This is a genomic window from Timonella senegalensis JC301 (assembly GCF_000312125.1).
Classification (GTDB): Bacteria; Actinomycetota; Actinomycetes; order Actinomycetales; family Cellulomonadaceae; genus Timonella; species Timonella senegalensis.
This window is the reverse complement of the sequence record NZ_HE978643.1, coordinates 335,497-347,669: the sequence shown is the minus strand read 5'-3', so window position 1 is coordinate 347,669 and position 12,173 is coordinate 335,497. Positions and strand designations below refer to the sequence as shown.

At 60.7% G+C, this 12,173-nt stretch carries 31 protein-coding genes; all 31 read left to right on the top strand.

The features are described 5' to 3' along the window. Nucleotides 1-531 (top strand): phage antirepressor KilAC domain-containing protein (locus HGSM_RS09500; RefSeq protein ID WP_019148522.1); only part of this gene is annotated, 531 nt, incomplete at its 5' end. Next, a complete protein-coding gene (locus HGSM_RS09495) occupies nt 528-773 on the top strand; it encodes a helix-turn-helix domain-containing protein (protein ID WP_019148521.1) in 246 nt (81 codons plus the stop codon). The genes HGSM_RS09500 and HGSM_RS09495, both read left to right, overlap by 4 nt. Nucleotides 774-865: 92 nt before the next feature. After that, the gene (locus tag HGSM_RS09490) at nt 866-1,111 is read left to right on the top strand and encodes a hypothetical protein (RefSeq protein ID WP_019148520.1); all 246 of its coding nucleotides are present in this window, start codon (nt 866-868) and stop codon (nt 1,109-1,111) included. Then, nucleotides 1,108-1,410, top strand: a complete 303-nt coding sequence (locus HGSM_RS09485) for a hypothetical protein (RefSeq protein WP_019148519.1) — start codon at nt 1,108-1,110, stop codon at nt 1,408-1,410. Before HGSM_RS09490 ends, HGSM_RS09485 begins: the two co-directional genes overlap by 4 nt. Beyond that, nucleotides 1,407-1,619 carry a hypothetical protein gene (locus HGSM_RS09480; RefSeq protein WP_019148518.1) on the top strand — a complete coding sequence of 71 codons (213 nt, stop codon included), beginning with the start codon at nt 1,407-1,409 and terminating at the stop codon, nt 1,617-1,619. The genes HGSM_RS09485 and HGSM_RS09480 overlap by 4 nt, the downstream gene beginning before the upstream one ends. Nucleotides 1,620-1,761: 142 nt before the next feature. After that, nucleotides 1,762-2,499 carry a hypothetical protein gene (locus HGSM_RS14845; protein WP_230197529.1) on the top strand — a complete coding sequence of 246 codons (738 nt, stop codon included), beginning with the start codon at nt 1,762-1,764 and terminating at the stop codon, nt 2,497-2,499. After that, nucleotides 2,496-2,915: a hypothetical protein gene (locus HGSM_RS09470; protein ID WP_019148516.1), complete on the top strand. Its 420-nt coding sequence runs from the start codon at nt 2,496-2,498 to the stop codon at nt 2,913-2,915. The genes HGSM_RS14845 and HGSM_RS09470 overlap by 4 nt, the downstream gene beginning before the upstream one ends. Continuing rightward, nucleotides 2,908-3,114 carry a hypothetical protein gene (locus HGSM_RS09465; protein ID WP_019148515.1) on the top strand — a complete coding sequence of 69 codons (207 nt, stop codon included), beginning with the start codon at nt 2,908-2,910 and terminating at the stop codon, nt 3,112-3,114. The genes HGSM_RS09470 and HGSM_RS09465 overlap by 8 nt, the downstream gene beginning before the upstream one ends. A 46-nt stretch (nt 3,115-3,160) precedes the next feature. After that, nucleotides 3,161-3,544 carry a hypothetical protein gene (locus tag HGSM_RS09460; RefSeq protein WP_019148514.1) on the top strand — a complete coding sequence of 128 codons (384 nt, stop codon included), beginning with the start codon at nt 3,161-3,163 and terminating at the stop codon, nt 3,542-3,544. Then, the gene (locus HGSM_RS09455) at nt 3,541-3,885 is read left to right on the top strand and encodes a hypothetical protein (RefSeq protein ID WP_019148513.1); all 345 of its coding nucleotides are present in this window, start codon (nt 3,541-3,543) and stop codon (nt 3,883-3,885) included. Before HGSM_RS09460 ends, HGSM_RS09455 begins: the two co-directional genes overlap by 4 nt. After that, the gene (locus tag HGSM_RS14430; protein ID WP_019148512.1) at nt 3,882-4,034 is read left to right on the top strand and encodes a hypothetical protein; all 153 of its coding nucleotides are present in this window, start codon (nt 3,882-3,884) and stop codon (nt 4,032-4,034) included. The genes HGSM_RS09455 and HGSM_RS14430 overlap by 4 nt, the downstream gene beginning before the upstream one ends. A gap of 18 nt (nt 4,035-4,052) precedes the next feature. Beyond that, nucleotides 4,053-4,793 carry a hypothetical protein gene (locus tag HGSM_RS09450; protein WP_019148511.1) on the top strand — a complete coding sequence of 247 codons (741 nt, stop codon included), beginning with the start codon at nt 4,053-4,055 and terminating at the stop codon, nt 4,791-4,793. Between the two features lie 109 nt (nt 4,794-4,902). After that, nucleotides 4,903-5,034: a hypothetical protein gene (locus tag HGSM_RS14950; RefSeq protein ID WP_019148509.1), complete on the top strand. Its 132-nt coding sequence runs from the start codon at nt 4,903-4,905 to the stop codon at nt 5,032-5,034. A gap of 2 nt (nt 5,035-5,036) precedes the next feature. After that, nucleotides 5,037-5,216 carry a hypothetical protein gene (locus HGSM_RS09445; RefSeq protein ID WP_019148508.1) on the top strand — a complete coding sequence of 60 codons (180 nt, stop codon included), beginning with the start codon at nt 5,037-5,039 and terminating at the stop codon, nt 5,214-5,216. Further along, nucleotides 5,213-5,413, top strand: coding sequence for a hypothetical protein (locus tag HGSM_RS09440; protein WP_019148507.1), 201 nt, complete (start codon nt 5,213-5,215; stop codon nt 5,411-5,413). Before HGSM_RS09445 ends, HGSM_RS09440 begins: the two co-directional genes overlap by 4 nt. Beyond that, the gene (locus HGSM_RS09435; protein WP_019148506.1) at nt 5,403-5,864 is read left to right on the top strand and encodes a single-stranded DNA-binding protein; all 462 of its coding nucleotides are present in this window, start codon (nt 5,403-5,405) and stop codon (nt 5,862-5,864) included. The genes HGSM_RS09440 and HGSM_RS09435 overlap by 11 nt, the downstream gene beginning before the upstream one ends. A 121-nt stretch (nt 5,865-5,985) precedes the next feature. Next, complete coding sequence (locus tag HGSM_RS09430) at nt 5,986-6,282, top strand: VRR-NUC domain-containing protein (RefSeq protein WP_040595045.1); 297 nt, start codon at nt 5,986-5,988, stop codon at nt 6,280-6,282. Nucleotides 6,283-6,370: 88 nt separating this feature from the next. Further along, nucleotides 6,371-6,667 (top strand): helix-turn-helix domain-containing protein, encoded by a 297-nt coding sequence (locus HGSM_RS09425; protein ID WP_019148504.1) that lies wholly within the window; start codon nt 6,371-6,373, stop codon nt 6,665-6,667. Nucleotides 6,668-6,684: 17 nt separating this feature from the next. Then, nucleotides 6,685-8,346, top strand: coding sequence for a DNA cytosine methyltransferase (locus HGSM_RS09420; RefSeq protein WP_019148503.1), 1,662 nt, complete (start codon nt 6,685-6,687; stop codon nt 8,344-8,346). Between the two features lie 12 nt (nt 8,347-8,358). Further along, the gene (locus HGSM_RS09415) at nt 8,359-8,856 is read left to right on the top strand and encodes a hypothetical protein (protein WP_019148502.1); all 498 of its coding nucleotides are present in this window, start codon (nt 8,359-8,361) and stop codon (nt 8,854-8,856) included. Further along, entirely contained in the window at nt 8,853-9,026 is a 174-nt protein-coding gene (locus HGSM_RS14425; protein WP_019148501.1) for a hypothetical protein, read from the top strand. The genes HGSM_RS09415 and HGSM_RS14425 overlap by 4 nt, the downstream gene beginning before the upstream one ends. Continuing rightward, complete coding sequence (locus tag HGSM_RS14840) at nt 9,023-9,397, top strand: WhiB family transcriptional regulator (RefSeq protein ID WP_019148500.1); 375 nt, start codon at nt 9,023-9,025, stop codon at nt 9,395-9,397. The genes HGSM_RS14425 and HGSM_RS14840 overlap by 4 nt, the downstream gene beginning before the upstream one ends. Continuing rightward, complete coding sequence (locus HGSM_RS09405) at nt 9,394-9,642, top strand: glutaredoxin domain-containing protein (protein WP_019148499.1); 249 nt, start codon at nt 9,394-9,396, stop codon at nt 9,640-9,642. Before HGSM_RS14840 ends, HGSM_RS09405 begins: the two co-directional genes overlap by 4 nt. A 32-nt stretch (nt 9,643-9,674) precedes the next feature. Further along, complete coding sequence (locus HGSM_RS09400) at nt 9,675-10,001, top strand: hypothetical protein (protein WP_019148498.1); 327 nt, start codon at nt 9,675-9,677, stop codon at nt 9,999-10,001. Next, complete coding sequence (locus HGSM_RS09395; RefSeq protein ID WP_019148497.1) at nt 9,998-10,222, top strand: hypothetical protein; 225 nt, start codon at nt 9,998-10,000, stop codon at nt 10,220-10,222. Before HGSM_RS09400 ends, HGSM_RS09395 begins: the two co-directional genes overlap by 4 nt. 148 nt (nt 10,223-10,370) lie before the next feature. Further along, the gene (locus HGSM_RS09390) at nt 10,371-10,697 is read left to right on the top strand and encodes a hypothetical protein (protein WP_154646306.1); all 327 of its coding nucleotides are present in this window, start codon (nt 10,371-10,373) and stop codon (nt 10,695-10,697) included. Continuing rightward, nucleotides 10,690-11,106: a hypothetical protein gene (locus HGSM_RS09385; protein WP_019148495.1), complete on the top strand. Its 417-nt coding sequence runs from the start codon at nt 10,690-10,692 to the stop codon at nt 11,104-11,106. Before HGSM_RS09390 ends, HGSM_RS09385 begins: the two co-directional genes overlap by 8 nt. Continuing rightward, nucleotides 11,103-11,312 (top strand): hypothetical protein, encoded by a 210-nt coding sequence (locus HGSM_RS09380; RefSeq protein WP_019148494.1) that lies wholly within the window; start codon nt 11,103-11,105, stop codon nt 11,310-11,312. Before HGSM_RS09385 ends, HGSM_RS09380 begins: the two co-directional genes overlap by 4 nt. Then, entirely contained in the window at nt 11,309-11,476 is a 168-nt protein-coding gene (locus tag HGSM_RS14420) for a hypothetical protein (protein WP_019148493.1), read from the top strand. The genes HGSM_RS09380 and HGSM_RS14420 overlap by 4 nt, the downstream gene beginning before the upstream one ends. Nucleotides 11,477-11,483: 7 nt before the next feature. Continuing rightward, nucleotides 11,484-11,819 carry a hypothetical protein gene (locus tag HGSM_RS09375; protein WP_019148492.1) on the top strand — a complete coding sequence of 112 codons (336 nt, stop codon included), beginning with the start codon at nt 11,484-11,486 and terminating at the stop codon, nt 11,817-11,819. Next, a partial coding sequence (locus tag HGSM_RS14630) for a hypothetical protein (protein ID WP_040594925.1) occupies nt 11,816-12,173 on the top strand: 358 nt, incomplete at its 3' end. The genes HGSM_RS09375 and HGSM_RS14630, both read left to right, overlap by 4 nt.

The window sequence follows — 12,173 nt, the reverse complement described above, 5'->3', positions numbered from 1 at the left end:
GATTGGGCAGTCACCCTGGACATGGGCAAAGAAATCTCCATGATCCAGCGCACCGACCGCGGGAAGCAGGCACGCCGCTACTTCATCGAAGTTGAGAAGCAGGCGCGCCCACAACTCCCCCGTACTTACGTGGAAGCACTGCGAGAACTCGCGGACACCGCAGGGCGCGCTGGGCGCCTTGAGCTCGAAGCAAAAGCCAACGCACCAAAGGTGCTGTTCGCGGACTCGGTTGCAGCGTCGCATTCAACCATCCTTGTCGGAGACCTCGCAAAGATCCTCAAGGGCAATGGAGTCGACGTCGGGGGAACTCGTCTGTTCGGTTGGCTTCGAGAAGACGGCTACTTGATCAAACGCGAAGGCAGCGACCGGAACATGCCAACCCAAAAGTCGATGGAACTAGGACTCTTCGAAATCAAGGAAACCGCAGTCACCCATTCGGACGGGCACATCACCGTCAATAAGACACCCAAGGTTACTGGTAAAGGCCAAACCTACTTCGTGAACCGATACCTCAAGGAGACCGAGGCATGAGCATCAAGAAGAAGCAGTTCTTAACGGTCCGAGAGGTTGCCGATCGTTGGCAACGTCCAGACCGCTGGGTCGCCGAGCAAGCCAGCCTTGGAAAGGTGAGAGGCATCAAGATTGGCGGGGTCTGGCGATTCGACCCCGACGACATCGAAGCCTACGAGGATGGGCGCAAGACCGGCTACCGTATCGAACTTGCAACACGCGCCCACTCACGCCGTATGAAGCAGAAGAACGCCAGCGCATGACCATCACCCACACAACCCCATACCAAACACAGAGCCCACCAGAACGACCTGGTGGGCTTTCGTCATCTCTACCCCAAACAAGGAAGCAACCAATGACAACTGCAACACTAACGCTACCCACTGACACTGAGTACACGCCCAAGCACGCCAACCGTTACAGCATGGAGCCCATCGACCCCGCCGATGCCCTGGCCGGGCTGGTGCCCAGCCGTAACGGCAAGCACGCTACAACTGACCGCCGCATCTACGGATCGACCTGGCGCAACGACTACGCCGAAGCCAAACAGGCGGACATCTTCCACCTCCCCCTACCCGGCCGCGGGGTGCGCAGGGCATGAGCTACCAACAAACCCTCCAAGCAATCTCCAACGACCCGCAAATCTGGTCCCAAGACGACCGCGCCGCAGTCTTCCAAGCCTGCATCGACGCCATCGCAGACCACGGTGAACTCCACATCAGCCACGTGCGCTCGCGGCTCACACGAGACGTCGCCCCACACCGCATCGGTGCGAACGTCAACGCATTCGCCCGACGCGCCAACCTCGTCGTGATCGGCCACCGACCAAACGGAGACCGCACCTCCGGCAACCGCAACAAATACGCACCCGTCTGGGCCGCCCGAGAGAACACCCAATGACCAAAGCACGCCCCAACAAACACAACCTCGACCTACAGATCGCGCTCGCAGCCTTGGAGGGGCGGAAACTCGAACGCGCTACGCCGGAACCTGACGAGAACTACTCCATCCTCAGCCTGATGGGGGTCTCGAAGAAGGCCAAGCGCACCGCCGAACCGCCGCCCCCGCCGCCGCTCCACAAGATCGCCGAGCAAAGGTCGAAGCAATGACCGCCACACCACATGAAGGGAGTCCTCGATGCGTATCCGCTCCACCAAACCGGAGTTCTGGAAGTCACGCCGTATCGCGAAGTTGACGTGGGATGAACGCCTCGTCTTGAAGGGCTTGGAGTCCTACGTCGACGACAACGGAGTGGGCATCGATGACATCGAGCTCATCGTCACCGACGTGTTTCCTCGCGACATGTTCGCGAACCCTCGCGAGACTGTCGCGAGGGTTTCAGAAGCCATTTCCAGCATTTTTCGGGCCGGTTTGATCCACCGATATGAGGCTGGCGGCGACAAATTGCTGTTCATCTCGTTTTGGGAAGACACCCAACGCATCGACAAACCCGGCAAGGGGCGAAAGCCCAGACCAGACGGCACTTTTGAATATCGCGAGTCAAGAATTCTTGAACCCCTCGCGAGTCCTTCTGAAACCCTCGCGCCTGGAACAGGGGAACAGAGGAACAGAGGAACAGAGGAACAGGGGAATAAAACCTCTTCGTCAACTTCTGCTAACGCAGAACTCGACCCCAAGGTTTTGTCGATTCTCGAAGCCATCGATGAGCACTGCGTGAGTCACGACTTCAAGAAACCCAACCGCACGAAAGCGAACATCACCGCGGCCAGACTCCTCCTTGAAAAGGACGAGCTCACGCTCGATCAGGTTCTCTGGATCATCAACTGGGTTAACCGCGATTCGTTCTGGGCACCCAACATTCGCTCAGCAATGAAACTGCGCGAGAAGTTCGAGCAACTCAAGGCCAAGGCCCTCAGTGAGAGCGCCCGCCACACCCCAGCCACCTCCGCCAGGTTCGACGCAGCAATCGACGTCGCGCAAGAACTACGAGCAATGGAAGAAGCCAAAAGATTGGAGATCACCGCATGAGCCACAAACTTCCTCCCAGCGAGGTGGCTGCCCTCCTCGCGAAGGCCGCGCTCCTCGATGAGCGCAAGATCGACAAACTCAAGGCCGTGGAGTTCGCGAAGTCACTGGACCCTATGACCCTCGCTGACGCCACGGCCGCCATTGAACGGCACAGGGCAACATCCACCGATTGGCTCATGCCCGCACACATCAACGCGATCGTCACGGGGTGGAAGCGAGACCGACTGCAGCGCGCACCGCTCGAAATACCGCCGGCTGCCCTCGCCGACCATCCAGAGCTCGAACGGGAATGGGTGCAGCGGCGCCGAGAGCTCATCGCTGACGGCTACCCAGCCGCTGATGCGGAAACCGTCGCCACCGAGCAGATCACCGCTCGCACACCCGCGGCATTCATCACGGAGGCAAGCAATGGCTAGCCCACCAACACCCGCCGACTTGAAACACCTTCAACGGCCCACACCCAAGGCACCACCATCTACCCGCAACATCTCCCTGCTGATCCGCCTCGCGGACTTCAACCCAGCAGACCCCACCAACCTCATCCCGATGATGACGTTCCACTCCAACCCAAACAGCCGCCCACCACGGCCCTACACCCCACCCAAAGCCTCATGAACCTCGCGAGCGTCTTCCTGCTCGCCGCAACAGCAAGGAGAGAACCATGGCAAAAGCACTAGCCCCGGCAAGCCCCATTGACCGCAAGAGTATTGAAATCGGCGACCGTATCACCATGACTCGCGTCAACGGTGATACCGCGACAGTGACAGTCGGCGATGTCTCCGATGGCGGCACAATCTACGCCGGCGACCTAGTCCTGTACGCCGGTGGAATCGAGTGGAAGATCACCAAGGTCGTGCGAACTAAGCCGCCCGCTGGAAGTTTCATCGAAGCGACCACCAATGCCGGGAACATGCTGCGAGCGGTAGTCACGCATGACCCGGAGGACGGGTTCCCGCTAGTTGGAGCGTGGATGGGCATGGATGTACCCGCGGCTGGCACCTGGAAGTGGTCTGATCTTCAGAGCTGGAAGGTTGTTAGCGGATGACGCGCGGTGACGCTGAGGTTGGCCGTGATCTTTTGGTGCGGCGCCTCGAGTACGGGCTGATGTCCTGGTCTGAGCGCGGACCAAACACGGTACTTGGCGGGAGCGTGTACACGAACCCGCAGGTACTCGAATCCACGCAACGGCCCGTGTGCTTCGCGGAATCTCTTCCGACGTCCGGAAGTACCATCCGCGTGTTCTATCGCGGCCTTGGCCCCGTAGTGCACGTCCTGCACCCCTCTAAGCGAGTCACCGTGAGTGCGGTGACCGGGCTGGTGCGATTCCACCTGTCCAACCGCACCCCAAAACCAGTCACTGCGACCACCCGATGGGAGTACGCATGAAACTCCGAACAGCCGTCCGAACAATCTTCTGGTCCGCCACATTCGTGGGGGCCTTTCTTCTTTTCAACGCCATTGTCGTCATGCTCTCAAACCTGACCGGCATCAACCTCGGCTGCGACCCAGCAGCACCCATCTACGTCTGCCAGTAACCCCGAAAGGAACACACCATGCCATTCATCTCCCGCGAGCGCGTCGAACAACTCGAAGCAGAACGCGCCCGTCTTGAAAGCAGGATCGATGAGCTCCACCAAGAGGCGCGACGCCGCGAAAGCGAGATCAGCGATGCCCTCGAGCAAGCCGTTCGTCTAGTCCCCGCGCTCAACGATTACGTCCTCCGGGGCCAGGGGGCCAGAGTTGGCGGTTTCATGTACTCAATAGTCATGTACACGCGTTTGAATGCGAAGAAGATCGCCAACGAAGTTCGGGACCTCGAGACTTTCGAGGCGTACAAGCGCGGCAAGGAACGCTCCGAGCGGCTCAAGCCGGTACAGCGAGGCGGATTTGTCCTAGGCTTCGACCCTGCGGCGAGCGAGGGAACCCTCGATGGCCTCGTGCGCACGTTCAACACCGGTGACCTCCTCGCTCCGTCCCGCCGCCCCTCGTGGGGTGAGTATATGGCTCGCCTCGAGGGCGAGTGCGGCGTTACCCCCAAGAAGGACCAGAGCCACCCCAACCCAAACGGATGCGGGGCCCCCTGCGCGCTGTGCGACAACCCCCAGCCTGCAAGCGAGACAACGAAGCATCCCGTCCGCACCATCACGGTCGACGTCGTCGCGGACATGAAGAAACTCACCGAAGCGCTCGCGGACGCAGTCGCACGGCAGTCCGAAACCAAGGACACCGAGGGCGCGAATGAGAAGGGCCAAGACGTCAAGGGAAACCCCAAGAAAAAGAAGGCCACCAAATGAGCGCAGCCGTCCTGGCCGACACCAGCCCCACCGAAACAACCGCCGACGACAACAGCTACCACACGCACATCGTCTACACGCCCGGCCGAGACACAAAGGAGGCCAAGTAATGTCCACCTGCCCAACGTGCGGCGCCAAACTGGCGCGCTTCACGGAGTTCATGTTCGGGGCATGCAACACGTGCCTCATGGCAAACCCCTCCAACTACTCAACAACCATCCCCAAGAAAGCAGGCAAGTAGCCATGGCAGTGAAGGTTTACACAACCACCAGCACGGGCTCCCCGGAGGAGTTCCTCTACCCGACCGCGAACCTCTTCTTCGTCGAACACGGAGACCTCTACGTTTCCTCTCCCAACGGCAGTGTCGCTCTGTTCAACGAGTGGGTTCGCGCCGAGGTCATCGACGAGGAAGGCCAGCAATGATCATCCTTCCCATCATCGTTGCAGTCCTCCTGGTAGTGGCGTCGACCGGATTCTTCATCACCGGCGATCCGCTCAACGGCGCCATATGCCTCGCCCTCGCAGTCATGTGGATGCACATCGCACGCAGCGCCGCACGCTGGCGCACCATCAACAAAGAAATCGACGACCTCCTGGAGGACATCAACAATGGCTGGTGAAACCGTCATCACGGTCATCGGGAACCTAACCAGCGACCCCGAACTCCGCTTCACACCATCAGGCGTACCCGTCGCGAACTTCACCATCGCATCCACACCCCGCACCTACGACCGGCAAACCAATCAATGGAAAGACGGCGAAGGACTCTTCCTCCGCTGCTCCCTCTGGAAAGACGCCGCCGAAAACGTAGCAAACACCCTCACCAAAGGCACCCGCGTCATCGCACAAGGCCGACTCATCCAACGCAACTACGAAACCCGCGACGGAGAGAAACGCACCAGCCTCGAACTCCACATCGACGAAATCGGGCCATCCCTGCGCTACGCCACCGCAAAAATCACACGCACAGGACGCAACACCCCACCACCCCCACCACCCGGCGACAACACCAACCCCACCTGGGGAGACCCCGCCAACCAAAGCTGGGACCAAGACACCCTCACCAGCTAACCAGCCACACCGAAGGCCGCGACACACACCGTGCCGCGGCCTTCACCATCCCCACCGGAGACCAATGCCCACCATCCGCACCATCTCAACCGGCCAATACCAACAAGAACAAGCCCGAGCCATGACCGAAGCAAACCTCCAAACCCGCATCCTCCGCCTCGCCAAAACCTGCGGCTACCTCACCTACCACACACACGACTCACGGCGCTCGCAGCCTGGCTGGCCGGATCTCGTCCTCGCGAACAAGAAGACGGGGATCCTGCTTTTCCGTGAGCTGAAGACGGAGCGTGGCCGTGTGAGGCCCGAGCAGAAGGAATGGATCGAGACGCTCACAGCGCTCGGGCAGGATGCCGCGATCTGGAGGCCCAGCGACCTCCTCTCCGGAGCGGTCTTCAAGCAACTGCAACCCGACACCTGACGGCTGCCGGGCCACGGTCCTCCCCCGCCCGCGCGGGGGCTGGCCGTGACCTTACCGCCCAACCATCAACAACCGACGAAGGAACCTCATGGCAACAAAGAAGCCCCGCACGATCTGCGCTCGAGCAGGTGAGCCACTAACCCGTCTCGATCGCAGCAACGGGCATGTCTGGTGTCAGGACTGCCGGGACGTAGAACCCGAGCTGTACCAGGAACTCACCGGCAAGAAGCCCCAAAGTCCCGGACCAAACCCGTTCCTCGGGATGGCGATTGTCGAACTGCGCGCCTCCGGACACTCCTACAACCAGATCGCTGCTGCCCTCGACACCACGCGTAACACCGTGTGCGTCTACCTGAACAAGCACCCCGAACTACTCGACGCCTAACCAACCAAGGAACCACATTGCTTACTCTCACCGACCTCTTCTGCGGTGCCGGCGGATCATCCACGGGCGCTATCCAAGTGCCCGGCATTGAGGTTCGCTACGCCGCGAACCACTGGGACCTCGCCATCGAAACCCACAACCGCAACCACCCGGACACTGTCCACCTCCACGAGAACATTTCCCAGTTCTCCCCCGAACGGATCGCGTCCACCGACATCCTGTGGGCCTCCCCTGAATGCACGAACCACTCCCGCGCGAAGGGCCGCAAGCAACCCCTCCAGCCCGACCTCTTCGGCGAAACCCTGACCGAAGACGCAGTGAAACGTTCCCGAGCGACCATGTGGGACGTCATTCGCTTTACCGAGCAGCACCGCTACCAAGCCGTCCTCGTGGAGAACGTCGTTGAGGTCGCTGACTGGGGTGACGACGACACCGCCCGTGGAGGCCTGTTCCAGGTGTGGCTGATGGCCATGCACAACCTCGGCTACAAGCACCGCATCATCTCGCTGAACGCCATGCACGCCGGAATCTTCGGGCAGGCCGCGCCCCAATCGCGCGACCGCGTGTACATCGCGTTCTGGCGCCGCGGTAACCCAGCCCCAGACTTCGAAGAGATGCTGCGCCCGCAGGCGTACTGCGGAACCTGCGACGAGGTTGTGCGAGCTCGCCAATGGTGGAAGAAGGGCAACGGTCAAGATCGCCCCGGACGATACCGCGCACAGTACCTGTACAGGTGCCCGAACACCGCCTGCCACAACGCGATCGTGGAGCCTGCCTGGGTGCCAGCCTCGTCAATCATCGACTGGTCCGACCTTGGAACCCGCATCGGTGACCGTGACAAGCCCCTCGCTGACAAGACGATGCGCCGCATCCAGATGGGTATAGAACGGTACTGGACGCCCGTGCACGTGGAACACAACGGCAACGGCTACGACGCCGCCGATCCAAAGCACCCGCGATACATGGACCCCGAGTCCTACTACCGGGCGTGGCCAGTCGCTGAGCCGTTCAAGACCCAGCACACCCGCGAATCGAAGGGCATCGCACTCCACCCGCTCATGACGCCCGCCGGCGGCACGTGGAACGACACTGCTGAACCAGTCGATAAGCCGTTCCGCACCCGCACCACGCGGGAAAGTGAAGGCCTCGCCTTCCCTCCGCTCATGGTCAACAACGTCAGCGGCTCCGACGCTTCACGTTCCACTCCCATCAGTGGAGTTGCGCCAACCATCGTCACCGGCGGGCTACACGCTTCACTCGTAACCCACCCGGAAGCTTTCAGCATGGCCTACTACGGGTCCGGTGTGAACACTAACCGCATCAACGACACCGTTTCAACGATCACCACCGTCGAACGCCACGCGCTCATCACCCGCATGAATAGCGTTCCAGGTGACCCGTCCTACCTGACAACACCACAGCACGAACCAGTACGAACCATCACCACGGCAGGACACCAAGCACTCTTGAACGCCCAACGTCCCACCGTGGACATCGCAGACGTCCACTTCCGGATGCTCAACCCCACCGAAATCAAGCAGGCCATGGCATTCCCCAAGGAGTACGAGATGGTCGGCACCCGCCGCGAACAAGTCAAGATGTCCGGCAACGCCGTCTGCCCGCCAGCAGCCCGCGACCTGATCCAAACCGTCGCCGACTCTCTCGGCATAGCCGCCTAGAAAGGACCACCAATGACCACGTTCGAGGAACGCCATGGCAGGCCCAAGCCGCCTGGCATTCGTGCTGGCATGACTCGCATCAAGTACGAAGAGGAGCACCAGATCGGCTCGGTGTTCAAGCATGTTGCGGCTGGGCAGTGGGTGTACGCGCCACCAGGTGACCACTCAAAGGCTGCCTTCAACACGCACGCTGAGGCGATCGACTACGCGCAACAGCCAACAAGAGACGCGATCACTTCCACATTCCAGGAGCGTCACGGCAGACCGAAACCACCGCGAGTCAACGACGTGGACGCGCACGAAATGTACCGCATGGCACTGCGCCTGGCTGGTGCCCCCCACAGCCGTCTGCCACTACGCGTCTACCGATTAGAAGCCCCCCTCGACCCAACGACCACCCAATACTTCTGGAAGGTCGTTAACCGATACGGCGGGCTGCTCCACATCGCAGACACCCACGCCGCAGCAATCACTCTCGCGCAACAGCTAGCCAGAGAGGACTACCGATGACCGCCCGAAAGACTGACACGCGTATCTACGAACCGACGAAGCCCATGCCGAGCGCGTTCCCCACCATGACCATGCCCAGCAAACCCAGCAGCGACGACGAGAAAGCCAAAGCGCTCGACTACCTCGAGAAGACCGGGAACGCCGATCTCGCTTGGATGCTCGGCTTATGAACCGCAACAAGCCGGACTCCTGGTACGAGCTCGCGGCCTGCGCAGGAATGCCCGGCGACACCTTCTACGCGGACCGCCCAACAGAAATGCAGCGCGCGAAAGACATATGCGCAACCTGCCCAGTCATCACCGAATGCCGAAACGCCGCCGACGCATTCGGGGTTTGGGGTGGCATGACACCCGGCGAGCGGGCAGGCGGCCCCGCACTCAAAAACAAAGAACGGGGCGCATTCGACGCGAAAGAGTACTACTACCTCCGCGACCGAGGCCTCACAAACGCCCAGATCGCGAACCTCTTCGGAATGCACCTAAGCACCCTAACCACAACCGCCCGACGACTCGGCCTCACCACCGGAAAGCGAAACCCATGACCACCCCAGACCCCACCACCGTCACCGTCTACTCAATGCCGAACTGCCACCAATGCGAAGCCACCAAGAACGCGCTCAACAAGAAAAACATCCCCCACAAAGTCATCGACGTCACCGAAAACCCAAAAAGCCTCACCCACATCAAAGGCCTCGGCTACCTCCAAGCACCCGTCGTCGAAGGACCAACCGGCCACTGGTCAGGCTTCCGCCCCGACCTCATCCTCCAGCTCGCACAACACCAATAACCCGCCACCCCGCCACAACCGAAAGCGACACAGTGAACGACTACTTCACCGAACGCCAAACCCAAGAATGGCCACTCACCCTCACCGAAATCGAACGACACACAGGCACCCGTCCACCCGCCGACCTTGACCACTACGAATGGACCACCCACTGGTACGAAGAAACCCGCCCAGGCCGCGGCCACCGATTCTCAGCAGTCTGGACCAACGGCCAACACATCGTCCAAGTCGTCATGGACGTCCACGGCGCCCCCTCCATTGCAATCGGCGACATCGACTGGACCCACACCGACACCGACGACCAATGCCCCTGCACACACTGCACCAAAGACCGCCAAGAGGAAACCACCACACCATGACCACACCCACCCCACCCCACACCCCACCACTCCACATCGACCACAACCTCCGCATGATCACCCCCAACAACACAGCAATCGCAGCCCAAACAATCCTCATCGCGCTCGCGGATGCGGGGATGCCGCCCTCTGCAGAGTTGCAGATCAGTTCTGACAAGCAGGGCATCACGGTAGTAGCCAGGTGGCGGACCGAAGCCCCACCAGTAGTCCAGAAGAAGTAACCCGAAATTGCGGCCCCATAACAGGGGCCTTTTCTATGCCCGAAAGGAAACTGATGAGTTACCAGCAAGCGGTCGACCGCGCTCAGCTGCTTTGGATGCTTGGGACGAAGCCCACCAGATCGTCCCTACCGATCCGGGGTTGCAGTCCATGCGCTTCCACGAAACCCAAGCGCACGGCCAGAAGCGCGTTTCCGGGTACTTGAATCAGCTCCGCCGCGAAGCCCAAGAACGTACACGACTCGTGAAGGCGCTCGAAGACGCGAAACGAGCGCAAAGGCTCTCAGAACTCCCCACCGAGCCGGTAGACCCAGCAGCCCTCACGGACGCGACACACATCCTCGTCCGCGAGCGCTACCAGGCTGTCTGGTATCGCGTGAAACGCGTCAACAAGACCACGGTCACCTGCCACACGGAGCCCGGCTATGACGAACCCAGAGTCCCTCACAACAAGATCGTAGGAACCCGAAATGACTGACCTCAATCTCGAAGAACTCAAACAGGCAGCAGAAGAAGCACAGCCGTTCATGCTCCACGGAGGAGGAATGGAACCTGCGTGCGTGTCGATCTCCGCCGGGCAAGTCCTCGCTCTCATCGCACGCATTGAGTGGCTTGAGAAGCGTTGGGAGGATCGCAAACTCAAGGGTCGCAGAGATGGGCGTAAGACCTTGATTGAGGAGATGGAGTCCACTCCTGAGGGCCGTGAGCGTATGCGTAATGCCCGGTATGACATTGCCTATGAGCGTGTAGAGGGTCTCCACGCGTCCATCCAACGAGTGCGCGACCTCCATTGGGAAACCCTCGGAGAATGCGCCGCGTGCTCTCTCGACAGCAGCACCCCACATCCCTGCCCGACCATCCAAGCCCTCGAAGGAGACCCCAAATGAGCTACACGCCAACCACCGAGGAGATCCGCGACCAATACGCGCTCGACTCCGAGGAAAAAGCCGAAGCCTTCGACCGTTGGCTTGCCGAGCACGACCGGGAAGTGAAAGCCCAAGCATGGGAACCAGGAGCGCAAGCGGTCAGTGATGTGGAGTGCGGATACATCGGCCTAGACGGCTACAACAACCCCTACAAGGAGGAAGCATGAGCTACGTTCGCCGGCTATGGGGATGGCGCGGAGAAATCGCAATCCTCATCTTCAACCTCGGCCACAAAATCGCGCCACCAGAAATGCGCCAACACATCGGCCACATGATCCGAGAAACCGAACGCACACACCGCCAAACACCAGCACCCAAACCCAAATTCTAGGAGAGCCATGACCATCACCACCCAAGCAATCGAAGCCGGAGCGAAGAACCTACTGGCGCGCGGCACGATCGTTCCGGAACTTCGGCAGGCGAAGGGTGATTGGGGCGCAGCAGGTTTCATCATCCAGGAAGAGTTCTTGGACATGTCACGAGCCGTCCTCACCGCCGCCCTGCCCGCCCTCGAACAACAAATCAGGGAACACGTGACGCAAGAACTCGCAGCAGAAGCCACCCGACTAGAGCAGACCAAGCACCACCACGACCAAGACCAAACCCTCGCGGACGCACTAATACTTGGAGTCCGGCACTCCGCGAAGCTCGCACGAGGAAAGGAACAACCATGACCGATGGAGCAGGGTCCATTCGAGACCTCCAGTCCGCCACCCTCTTGGGGACCACACGCCTTGCGAAGCTGTTCGGCGTCTCGCGCTACACGATCCGCATGTGGGCGGCGGGCTACGAGATGAATGCCCGAAGCAAGGAGCGTCTGCGGCGCGTTCAGGAGGCGGTTAGTGCCCTCCAACTGGACAGCCCGGAGGAGGTTCAGCGCGCGCTACTGGATGGGTCCGCGGGAAAGTCTCTGTACCGGGAACTCCTCGATGAACTGACTGGAGCGCCCGTCCACCAGTCTGCTCTGACCGTCCTTGATCTCTTGGGTGTGGGGCGTGAGGGGCACGACATGAGTGCGCCGCGTGAGC

Coding starts and splice junctions, on each gene's coding strand:
- HGSM_RS09495 (WP_019148521.1), top strand. CDS start 528: ATGAGCATCAAGAAGAAGCAGTTCTTAACGGTCCGAGAGGTTGCCGAT.
- HGSM_RS09490 (WP_019148520.1), top strand. CDS start 866: ATGACAACTGCAACACTAACGCTACCCACTGACACTGAGTACACGCCC.
- HGSM_RS09485 (WP_019148519.1), top strand. CDS start 1,108: ATGAGCTACCAACAAACCCTCCAAGCAATCTCCAACGACCCGCAAATC.
- HGSM_RS09480 (WP_019148518.1), top strand. CDS start 1,407: ATGACCAAAGCACGCCCCAACAAACACAACCTCGACCTACAGATCGCG.
- HGSM_RS09470 (WP_019148516.1), top strand. CDS start 2,496: ATGAGCCACAAACTTCCTCCCAGCGAGGTGGCTGCCCTCCTCGCGAAG.
- HGSM_RS09465 (WP_019148515.1), top strand. CDS start 2,908: ATGGCTAGCCCACCAACACCCGCCGACTTGAAACACCTTCAACGGCCC.
- HGSM_RS09460 (WP_019148514.1), top strand. CDS start 3,161: ATGGCAAAAGCACTAGCCCCGGCAAGCCCCATTGACCGCAAGAGTATT.
- HGSM_RS09455 (WP_019148513.1), top strand. CDS start 3,541: ATGACGCGCGGTGACGCTGAGGTTGGCCGTGATCTTTTGGTGCGGCGC.
- HGSM_RS14430 (WP_019148512.1), top strand. CDS start 3,882: ATGAAACTCCGAACAGCCGTCCGAACAATCTTCTGGTCCGCCACATTC.
- HGSM_RS09450 (WP_019148511.1), top strand. CDS start 4,053: ATGCCATTCATCTCCCGCGAGCGCGTCGAACAACTCGAAGCAGAACGC.
- HGSM_RS14950 (WP_019148509.1), top strand. CDS start 4,903: ATGTCCACCTGCCCAACGTGCGGCGCCAAACTGGCGCGCTTCACGGAG.
- HGSM_RS09445 (WP_019148508.1), top strand. CDS start 5,037: ATGGCAGTGAAGGTTTACACAACCACCAGCACGGGCTCCCCGGAGGAG.
- HGSM_RS09440 (WP_019148507.1), top strand. CDS start 5,213: ATGATCATCCTTCCCATCATCGTTGCAGTCCTCCTGGTAGTGGCGTCG.
- HGSM_RS09435 (WP_019148506.1), top strand. CDS start 5,403: ATGGCTGGTGAAACCGTCATCACGGTCATCGGGAACCTAACCAGCGAC.
- HGSM_RS09430 (WP_040595045.1), top strand. CDS start 5,986: ATGACCGAAGCAAACCTCCAAACCCGCATCCTCCGCCTCGCCAAAACC.
- HGSM_RS09425 (WP_019148504.1), top strand. CDS start 6,371: ATGGCAACAAAGAAGCCCCGCACGATCTGCGCTCGAGCAGGTGAGCCA.
- HGSM_RS09415 (WP_019148502.1), top strand. CDS start 8,359: ATGACCACGTTCGAGGAACGCCATGGCAGGCCCAAGCCGCCTGGCATT.
- HGSM_RS14425 (WP_019148501.1), top strand. CDS start 8,853: ATGACCGCCCGAAAGACTGACACGCGTATCTACGAACCGACGAAGCCC.
- HGSM_RS14840 (WP_019148500.1), top strand. CDS start 9,023: ATGAACCGCAACAAGCCGGACTCCTGGTACGAGCTCGCGGCCTGCGCA.
- HGSM_RS09405 (WP_019148499.1), top strand. CDS start 9,394: ATGACCACCCCAGACCCCACCACCGTCACCGTCTACTCAATGCCGAAC.
- HGSM_RS09395 (WP_019148497.1), top strand. CDS start 9,998: ATGACCACACCCACCCCACCCCACACCCCACCACTCCACATCGACCAC.
- HGSM_RS09390 (WP_154646306.1), top strand. CDS start 10,371: ATGCGCTTCCACGAAACCCAAGCGCACGGCCAGAAGCGCGTTTCCGGG.
- HGSM_RS09385 (WP_019148495.1), top strand. CDS start 10,690: ATGACTGACCTCAATCTCGAAGAACTCAAACAGGCAGCAGAAGAAGCA.
- HGSM_RS09380 (WP_019148494.1), top strand. CDS start 11,103: ATGAGCTACACGCCAACCACCGAGGAGATCCGCGACCAATACGCGCTC.
- HGSM_RS14420 (WP_019148493.1), top strand. CDS start 11,309: ATGAGCTACGTTCGCCGGCTATGGGGATGGCGCGGAGAAATCGCAATC.
- HGSM_RS09375 (WP_019148492.1), top strand. CDS start 11,484: ATGACCATCACCACCCAAGCAATCGAAGCCGGAGCGAAGAACCTACTG.